The sequence below is a fragment of the Candidatus Acidiferrales bacterium genome, assembly GCA_035515795.1.
Lineage (GTDB): Bacteria > Bacteroidota > Ignavibacteria > Kryptoniales > JAKASW01 > JAKASW01.
Genome location: DATJAY010000022.1, coordinates 39970 through 47104, shown reverse-complemented (window position 1 = coordinate 47104; position 7135 = coordinate 39970). Strand labels below are relative to the sequence as shown.

At 49.0% G+C, this 7135-nt stretch carries 5 protein-coding genes; 1 reads left to right on the top strand and 4 read right to left on the bottom strand.

What is annotated here, in order from left to right; translation table 11 throughout:
- On the top strand, nt 1–503 hold a 503-nt coding region (locus VLX91_09790; GenBank protein HUI30496.1), incomplete at its 5' end, for a DMT family transporter.
- A 32-nt stretch (nt 504–535) separates the two neighbouring features.
- Here VLX91_09790 and VLX91_09785 read toward each other — a convergent pair.
- The 4 genes from VLX91_09785 to VLX91_09770 form a co-directional block, all read right to left on the bottom strand.
- Nucleotides 536–2506, bottom strand: a complete 1971-nt coding sequence (locus tag VLX91_09785; GenBank protein HUI30495.1) for an ATP-dependent helicase — start codon at nt 2504–2506, stop codon at nt 536–538.
- Between the two features lie 82 nt (nt 2507–2588).
- Nucleotides 2589–4205, bottom strand: a complete 1617-nt coding sequence (locus tag VLX91_09780; GenBank protein HUI30494.1) for a GAF domain-containing sensor histidine kinase — start codon at nt 4203–4205, stop codon at nt 2589–2591.
- A gap of 4 nt (nt 4206–4209) precedes the next feature.
- Entirely contained in the window at nt 4210–5781 is a 1572-nt protein-coding gene (locus VLX91_09775) for an FAD-dependent thymidylate synthase (GenBank protein ID HUI30493.1), read from the bottom strand.
- A gap of 100 nt (nt 5782–5881) precedes the next feature.
- Nucleotides 5882–7114 carry a PP2C family protein-serine/threonine phosphatase gene (locus VLX91_09770; GenBank protein ID HUI30492.1) on the bottom strand — a complete coding sequence of 411 codons (1233 nt, stop codon included), beginning with the start codon at nt 7112–7114 and terminating at the stop codon, nt 5882–5884.
- Nucleotides 7115–7135 lie beyond the last annotated feature (21 nt).

Below are 7135 nucleotides of genomic sequence, written 5' to 3'. Positions count from 1 at the left end.
AAATTCCTTCAAGAGGAAATTTGATCGGAGTAATTCTGGTCGCGGTCGGACTTTACCTGCTGACGTCGCCGAGCGGGCAAGGCTTTAATATTGGAGACCTGCTCACCCTTTTTTGTGCCATTTCCTACGCGATATACATTGTCTATTTGGACATTTTCTCTAAAAAACATGACGTATCGAAACTCACTCTTCTCCAGCTCGCGGTTACCTGTCTTCTCTCCATTGCGGCGGCTCCGTTCTTCGAAAGGGTGGAAGTACATCTTACAACGGGACTGATCTGGGCACTCCTTTATACTTCGATACTCGCAACTGTTTTTTCAACTTACCTGCAGACAAAATATCAGCGCGAGACCACACCGGTAAAAGCCGCGATAATTTTTTCCATGGAGCCGGTTCTCGCGAATATCATCGCGTTTTTCGCCTTCGGAGAATTCGTCGGAAATGTCGGGGCGATCGGAGGGGTTCTCATCGTGGCGGGGCTGCTTACCTCGGAACTGTTGTAGGATAACAAGATAGCGAAGCTGGAAAACTTCAACTACTCGAAATTCAATTCCCACTTTTCGTAGTAATCTTCCGGAACCACATCGATAAACCTGCTCGGCTTCGTGAAGATCCTTCCGCTTTCCCTGTCGTAGATGTTCATCGGATACGTGACATAAAGATTTTCTTTTGCCCTCGTACACGCAACGTACATCAGACGTCTTTCTTCTTCAAGCTCGTCGTCGTCCTCGCCTGCATGCAAAGATGGGAATTTCCCGTCGAGAGCCCAGATAATGAAAACGCTATTCCATTCGAGTCCTTTGGCCGAATGGATTGTCGAGAGCGCGAGCTGCTCCTGCTCCTGATCTATTTCTCCCATGTCGACTTCACTTTGCGTGGGCGGTTCCAACGCGAGGTCGGCGAGAAAATTTTGAAGCGAACGGTAACGTTCTGCAATTGAAGCAAACATAACAAGGTCCTTTTCTCGCTTGGCATAATCATCGTACTTCGACCGCATCAAAGGCTCGTAATATTTCAGCACTGACTCAACCTTTTCCGACGGCTGATTCTTTCTTCCGCCTTCTTCATTGATGAATTCGATGAGTTCAGCAGTGCTCGTAGGGATTTTTAGTCCGGGTTCTTCAACGGTACTTGCAGGTCCGCCGCCTGCAATCCGGTCGAGAACTTTTTCCGCGACTCTCGGCCCGACCCCCGGATGAAGCAGAAGTATTCGATGCCAGCCAACCGCATCCTGAGGATTTTCGATGACCCTCAGAAAGGCAATTACATCTTTTATGTGGGCGGACTCCACCAGCTTCATCCCGCCGAATTTTGTGTACGGTATATTCGCCCTGGTAAGCTCTATTTCGAGGTCGAACGATAGATAAGACGATCTGAAAAGAACGGCGATGTTGTTTAGAGAGATCCCGGCCTCGCGAAGCTCGAGTATTCTCTGCACGACGAATTTCGATTGGACATTCTCGTTTTCCGTCGCGATGACCGCGGGTTTTCCCCCTACTTTCTTCCTCGAATAGAGCTCCTTATCATACTTTTCTTTTGCTGCATCGATGACTTTGTTGGTGAAGTTGAGTATTCCCTGCGTCGAGCGGTAGTTCTCCGTAAGCTTAATGATTTTACAATCAGGAAAATACGAAGGAAAGTCGAAAATATTTTTGAAATTCGCGCCACGGAAAGAATAAATGCTTTGGGCATCGTCTCCTACGACCATGACGTTCTGCTTGTCGGCCCCAAGAAGCCTCACGATGTCTCCCTGGACTTTATTCGTATCCTGGAATTCATCGACCATGATGAAGCTGAATTTGCCTGCGATGGACTTCCTAACGGATTCATTCTGCCCCAGGAGCTCGCGTAGATTTTTCAGAAGATCGTCGTAGTCCATCAAATTATATTTCCGCTTATATTCGTCGAACTGTCTCTTCAATTTCAGAACATCGTCGAGCTGTTCAATGAACCGCGGATAATTCTTGAATACGATTTCCTCTATCGGAGCCAGAGTGTTCTCGGACTTGCTGTAAATATCGACGAGTGTTTCCTTCTTAGGAAACCGCTGGCCTTTCTTTTCGGGGCTGATTTTGGTTCGCAGGAGGTTCACGACATCCGCCGCATCGGAATCGTCGAGAATTGTAAACTGCTCGCCGTAGCCAAGCGTCTTCGCATAGCGCCTTAAAGTAGAATTTGCAAACGAATGGAAAGTCCCGCCGGACGCCTGCTCCGCCGAAGTCGACTTCAGCAGAGAAGCGGCGCGCTTCAGCATCTCGCCGGCGGCTTTGCGCGTGAAGGTGAGAAGTAAAATAGATTGTGGATTGCCCCCGAGCTCGACGAGATACGCGACACGATATGTCAGCGTCTTTGTCTTTCCTGTTCCAGCGCCCGCGATGACAAGCACGGGGCTGTCTACAGTTCGGACGACATCGAGCTGGTCGGGATTGAGGTCTCGTTCGTAATCAATTTTGAAAACCTGCCGCTGAGCCTCGCCAACCGTGCTCTTCTTGATTGTGTATTTCATCTTTTAGAAATAAAAATCATCGTACGAAAGCAAGATGCAGGGAGTCAAAACGGCTGACGTCTTGCCTTCGACTTCTGACTCCTCATTGCGGTATAGTAAAGAAAAATTTAGAACCCCGGCTGATTTCGCTTTCGGCCCAGACTCTTCCACCGTGCAATTCGACTAGGCGTCTCGTAAGCGCAAGGCCCAATCCGACGCCGCGGTACTTTTTTGCATAAGGATTCTGCGTCAACTGCTCGAACGGCTTGAAGAGCCGTTCAATGTCTTCCGCTTTTATTCCCATCCCAAAATCCTCGACGCAGAAGTGAATCGACTCCTCATTCTTTCGAACGGTCAGGTCTATTTCACTGTTCATATGGCTGAACTTCACGGCATTGGACAACAAATTTATGACTATCTGCCTGAGTTTTTGCGGGTCGGCAAAAATTTCGCCGAGCGATTCTTCTATCTCCATATGGATAGTAATTTTTTTCTCGGCGGCCATCGGCTGCACGATCTCGACAGCTTGCGCCAGCTCGTCGTACAACTTGAACCTCGACTTCTCCAGCTTGAGTCTTCCGATTTCGAGCCGCGACAGATCCAGAAGATCGTTGACGAGTTCCAGTAGATGTCTCCCGCTGTGATTGATGTGGCCGATGAACTGGTGAGTCATTTCGGGAGGCATTTCATGCAGATCCGTATTCAAAACTTCGCTGAAACCTATGATGGCGTTGAGCGGAGTTCTCAATTCGTGACTCATGTTCGCAAGGAATTCGGTCTTTGAGCGATTTGCATTCTCAGCCTTGCGCCGCTGGACTTCGAGTGCAATCGTGTTTTGCTGCATGTCGTCGAACAGCTTTGCGTTCCGCATTGCGAGCGAGCATTGATTCGCAAAAAGCTCGAGAAGCACCTGGGAATAATCTCCGTTGGGAAAAAGATAGCAGAGAATCCCTTCCGATATGTTGTCGATACTCAGCGGAACCAAAACAAATTCTCTCACCTTCCATTGGTCCAGTAAGCCAGCATCGGGGACAGGTTTGTCTCCCATATAAAAGTCGAGGAATTCGCGGCAGTCCGAGCTTATGTATGGTTTCCGGCCCGCGGCGAGTCGCTTAAGGAACTCCAATTTGTCCGCTGGAAGTTCGACATTGCGCAGATCGATGTTACTTGTTTCGACAAGTTTCTCAATAGTTTCCCCGCCCCTTCCGGAATAATAACTTGCGTTTATCATGTTGGAGCGAGAGTTAAAAAGAAAGATCGCGGAAAAATATGCTCCTGTCACTCCTTGAGCAATCGAGACTACTCGCTGTAAAACGTCTCCGAGACTTCCGGGCGAAGCGAGCACGATGCCGCTCTCCTGGAGTTTGAGAAGATGCTTCGTAAATGCTTTGCTTTGTTCCAGGTATTTTTTTTCAGCGAGTATACCCATGTATTCCGTTATACCGGGTATCAGCTTCACCATAGCGTAGCCAATCAAAGAAATTCCGGGGAGGTACAGGCCGAAATACTGAACAATGTTATAAAAGGTGGTGAAGCGGTGGGGGACAATGGGTTTCAAGTTGCCCATCACCATTCCAAAAGTTATCATAGACAAACCGATGGGAAGATACTTCCAGCCGACGAGGGTATCATACCCGCCGTGCTTTCCCTGATAAACCGTGAATGAGGTGATCGCCGCCATGACAAAAAAGACAGCGACTTGATAAATCGTGAAGACCATCTGACTAAATCGTTCTCGAATACTCCGATGTATCGAGCTTCCAGACCGGAACGCCGCAATAACGTCTTCCTTCGGGACAATACGGTTTTGTTCCGGCCATCATGCGCACCGTGCAAGGCGGGAGCAGAAATTTTCCAAGAGTCGGATGAACAGCTTTTATCTGTTCCACTTCGTCGAGAGACGCCTTCCAGATTTCTTCCTGCGCGTTGTAGCACAGCCGCATTTCTACTTTGTGATGGAGGTTCAGCAGATCTGCCGACTCCGTGAAACGAATCGGAAAGGAGTTGGGGAGAAGATAAGCTGCGTATTCTTTGCCGACATTCATAGACAGAAGTTTATTAATAGCTTCCCAGGTCATATCCATCGTCCGGCGGTAGAGTTTTTCGGCGGCTTCTTCCATCTGCACCAGTTTTGGAAGAATGTAGTCCGGCTCATCACTCATGTGCTCGGTTATGACCGGTCGGGATGCCGGGGTCATCCTATGACGCTGGTCCTGCGAATCCGCCGTGTGGCTCAACTTCTTCTTGAATGTGTATGAGGCATGGTACAAAGCACGGGACACTTTATCGTGAGTCGTCAGGACAAGCGAGTTGCCCAGGATTTTATTCTTTGCAGGATCGATCGCAAGAGAGATAGCTTCATTGTCCGGAAGTTCCGCCCGACTTCTGCCGAGAACTTCGCGAACCGAATCGGCAATAGTTTTCTCCGAATTTGCTTTGTAATCGACCAGCTTGGAAGTGTGATTCCCGATCTCGCGGTCGAATTCCGCGATAAACTCGCCGGTATCCGCCCCCATAGTCCCGCGGATGCTGGAAACATTCTCCGTGAAATAATTTTCAGGGAGGGGATCTTCCAAAACCGTTTTATAATTCTCATCGAAATTCAGAAGCTCCTGTACCATCATACCGACGACGAGCCGCTGTTCATAAGGCGTGTCCCCGGCATTACACATTTTCGCGTACCTGAGCAGTGTAATCCCGCTTATGGTGTGATAAAGATAGGAAAAAGTCGCAACCGGGAGCGCATATCTCGCAATTTCTTGGGCCTTCTTCTTCACCTCGCTTGCAAACCGTCTGTCATTTCTACGGTTCGGAAATATTTCATAATACTCGCCGGCGGCAGGTTTCATCAAAAGCTCGACCAGCTTCCGGTAGGATTCCACCTGAGCAGAAGCGGTCTTGGTGAAAAGCTCGAGCGCCTCGCCGCGCAGTGGAGGAAGAAAATAATTTCCGTCTTTCACCTCAACGTACCGCTGGCTTACCTGCTCGGAATTATAAAACGGATGCGAATGAAGAAAAGACCAGATGAACTGCCGGGAAATATTCGAAAGCTGGAATTGGAAAGTCGCATGCTGGAACGTGGTGTGGTGCCCGGCTTCGTAGATACTCAAGGCGAGGTCCCGGTATTTATCGAGATCGACCGAGTCATCCTCGATGATTCCCTTCGAGGAATAACACGTCCGCGCCGTCGCGATGACATTCTTGAAGGAATTCGCAAAAGCCTTTACAAGTTTTACTTGAGGAAGCTTTGTCTGCGGTGAATGAACCAGCGCCATCACATCATTTAATTGTTCCATCGATCTGCCGTTCCGTTATTCCATCGTTACAATATTCCTGTGAAGTAATTCCTCATCGAGAGGAGCCCGTTGAGACCGGATAATTTCTCATTTTCGTACATTATGCGATCCTTCTGATCACTACCAAGGTCTTATCGTCAGCATACGCCGACGATGCGGAGAACCGTTGTACATCTTCCATTATTCCGTAACAAATTTTTTGCGGCTCACTATCCACGAGCTCGCTTATTTTTCGCTTCAGTCTCTCTTCGCCATACAGGGAAAAATTAATATCGGTAGCCTCTGTAATTCCATCGGTGTAGAGTATGAGCAGGTCGTCCTTTTCAAAGTTCACGTTTCCGATACGGTAACGCGCATTCGGCGCAACTCCGAGAGCCGGACCGGTAGGATCGAGCTGGGAAAACTCCCCCTTATTTCTCTTATAGAATATCGGCGGATTATGACCGGCATTTACGTATAGAAACAGCCCGCTTTTACCGTCGGTGAACTCGCCGTAAAACAACGTCACGAAACGAGAATCCGAAAAAGTCCAGTTGACAAGATTGTTTATTTTTTTGACAAGTGAAGCCATGTTAGTCTGAAGCTCGACTCCCATTTTCAATGCGCCGGATACATACAGCGCCTCGACTGCCGCGCTCAATCCTTTGCTCGCAGCATCGCCAACGGCGACGCCGAGCCGTTCGCCTTCTTCACCTGACGGCAGGTAGTCGAAAAAGTCGCCGCCAACTACTCGTTCCGGGACCGAGACCCCAAACATCTCAAACGAACCGTACTTTTGTTCGTGCTCGGGAAGAATGCTCCTCTGGATCTCGCGCGCCTTGTCGATATCCTGCTCAAGCTGTTTTGTTCGCGCGAGAGCATTTCGCTCGCGCAGAACCGCAGTGACTGCGCTTCCAATGACGTTGAGCGCGTCGAAAAGCTCCGGGTTTTCACCGTTCGTGTTGAACGCCAGGACATACTGGTAAAGCGGCACGCCCTTGACTTTGACTTTCTCGCCGACTCCTGTCGCCGAATATTTCTCGATGCCTCTGCTACGAAGGTCCTGGTTCTGTTCAGTATTTAGAAGAGTTTTCTGAATCCCGATCTTGACGAAATCAGCGTAATCCGAGACCTTCAGCATGAAGTCGTCGGGCAAAGCTTTGACTTTGGCGATCTGCTTGACGAGAACATAGGCGTTCTTTCTCGGAACGAGCTTCCATATTCTTCCCCCTTTTATTCGCATTTCGTCTGAGCCGATTATTTCGCGCACGACGCTCAGAAGCAATTCCTCATCGTTGCGATAATCCTTCGATGCAGTTTTTTCTATCGTGTGGAAAAGCTGTCGCTGATTCACTTGTTCAAATTCTCAGTTCCC

Coding starts and splice junctions, on each gene's coding strand:
- VLX91_09785 (HUI30495.1), bottom strand. CDS start 2,506: ATGAAATACACAATCAAGAAGAGCACGGTTGGCGAGGCTCAGCGGCAG.
- VLX91_09780 (HUI30494.1), bottom strand. CDS start 4,205: ATGGTCTTCACGATTTATCAAGTCGCTGTCTTTTTTGTCATGGCGGCG.
- VLX91_09775 (HUI30493.1), bottom strand. CDS start 5,781: ATGGAACAATTAAATGATGTGATGGCGCTGGTTCATTCACCGCAGACA.